Consider the following 1793-nt stretch of genomic DNA (forward strand, 5'->3'; position numbering starts at 1 on the left):
CCGCGCGTGGCCGTATCTCTACGACGGCGACGCGGCCTATGAGGCCGAGTACATGCGCGTCTATCTCGACAGCCCGCGCGCCGCGATCATCGTCGCCTGGGACGGCGATGTGCCGGTGGGCGCCTCGACCTGCCTGCCCCTCGCGGACGAGACCGAGGCGGTGCGGGCGCCGTTCGTCGCGCACGGCATCGACCCGTCGCGCGTGTTCTATTTCGGCGAATCGGTGCTGCTGCCCGGCTATCGCGGCACGGGGGCGGGCGTCGCGTTCTTCGCGGGGCGGGAGGCGCATGCCCGATCCTGGGGCACGTTCGACTACGCGGCGTTCTGCGGCGTGCGCCGCGATGCCGACGATCCGCGCCGGCCGGCCGACGCGGTGCCGCTCGACGCGTTCTGGCGGCGGCGCGGCTTCACGCCCTATCCGCACATGACCTGCACGATGCACTGGCGCGAGGTCGGCGACGCGGAGGAGACGCCGCACACGCTCGGCTTCTGGATGAAATCGCTCTCCGGGGCGGCGCTGCCGTGACCGCCCTGCATCTCGCGCTCTGCCAGTACCGCATCACGCGCGTCGCGGGACTCGACGCCTATGCCGCACGGCTCGACGCGCTGCTGGCGGAGGCGGGACCGGCGGACCTGCTGGTACTGCCGGAATACGCGAGCCTGGAGGCTGCGGCGGTGGCCGATCCGCCGGACGTGGCGGCCGAACTCGCCACCGCCGTGGCGCAGGCGGACGCAATGCTCGATGTCATGCGCGCGGCCGCGCGGCGCCACGGCGTGTGGCTGCTGGCGGGCAGCCTGCCGATGCGCGGCGCGGACGGGCGGGTGCACAACTGCGCGCCGCTGTTCGACCCCGAGGGGCGCGTCGCGTTCCAGCAGAAACAGGTGATGACGCGCTTCGAGCGCGAATCCTGGCAGGTCGCGCCGGGCGCGCCGCCATCGGTGTTCGCGACACCCTGGGGCCGGATCGGCGTCGCCATCTGCTATGACGTCGAGTTCCCGACGCTGGTGCGCGCACAGGTCGCGGCCGGGGCGTGGCTCATCCTCGCGCCGTCCTGCACCGACACGCTGCACGGCTTCAACCGCGTGCTGCTCTCGGCCCGCGCCCGGGCACTGGAGAACCAGTGCTACGTCGCCGTGGCGCCCACGGTCGGCGACGCGCCGTGGTCGGCGACGCTGGATGCCAATCGCGGCCACGCCGCCGTGCTCGGGCCGGTCGATCGCGGTTTCCCGGAAGACGGCGTGCTCGCCCGCGGCGCGCTCGACGAGGCCATGTGGCTGCATGCCCGCCTCGACCCCGCGCGGCTGGACGCGGTGCGCGAGTCCGGCGCCGTGCGCAACCATCGCGACTGGCCCGACATGCCCGTGCCGCCCTGCCCCGTCCGCACGCCGGCGTGACGCTCATCTATCTGATCGCCGGCGAGCCGAGCGGCGACGTGCTCGGCGCGCGGCTGATGGCGGCGCTGTCCGCCCGCCGCCCGGACCTGCGCTTCGCCGGCATCGGCGGCCCGCGCATGGCGGCGGCGGGGCTGGTGTCGCTGTTCCCGATGGGCGAACTGTCGCTGATGGGGCTGGTGGAGGTCCTGCCGCGCATACGCGCACTCCGCCGCCGCATTGCCCAGACGGCGGCCGACATCGTGGCGCGCCGGCCCGACGCGGTGGTGACGATCGACAGCCCGGGCTTCAGCCTGCGCGTCCTCGACCTGCTGCGCGGCGCCGGCATCCCGCGCGTGCATTACGTGGCGCCGCAGGTCTGGGCATGGCGCGAGGGGCGGGTGCGCCACTATCCGGGCAAG

Annotated in this window: 2 protein-coding genes and 1 pseudogene; all 3 read left to right on the forward strand. The window is 74.2% G+C overall.

Annotated features, from left to right (window positions below):
* On the forward strand, positions 1 to 526 hold a 526-nt coding region (locus B8460_RS11650), incomplete at its 5' end, for a hypothetical protein (RefSeq protein WP_048861769.1).
* Positions 523 to 1395, forward strand: a complete 873-nt coding sequence (locus B8460_RS11655) for a carbon-nitrogen hydrolase family protein (RefSeq protein WP_048861770.1) — start codon at positions 523 to 525, stop codon at positions 1393 to 1395. The genes B8460_RS11650 and B8460_RS11655, both read left to right, overlap by 4 nt.
* Positions 1392 to 1793 (forward strand): annotated as a pseudogene (locus B8460_RS11660) (lipid-A-disaccharide synthase); the annotation flags it as partial. The gene B8460_RS11655 and the pseudogene B8460_RS11660, both read left to right, overlap by 4 nt.

The sequence above is a fragment of the Acidisphaera rubrifaciens HS-AP3 genome (assembly GCF_000964365.1).
Taxonomy (GTDB): domain Bacteria; phylum Pseudomonadota; class Alphaproteobacteria; order Acetobacterales; family Acetobacteraceae; genus Acidisphaera; species Acidisphaera rubrifaciens.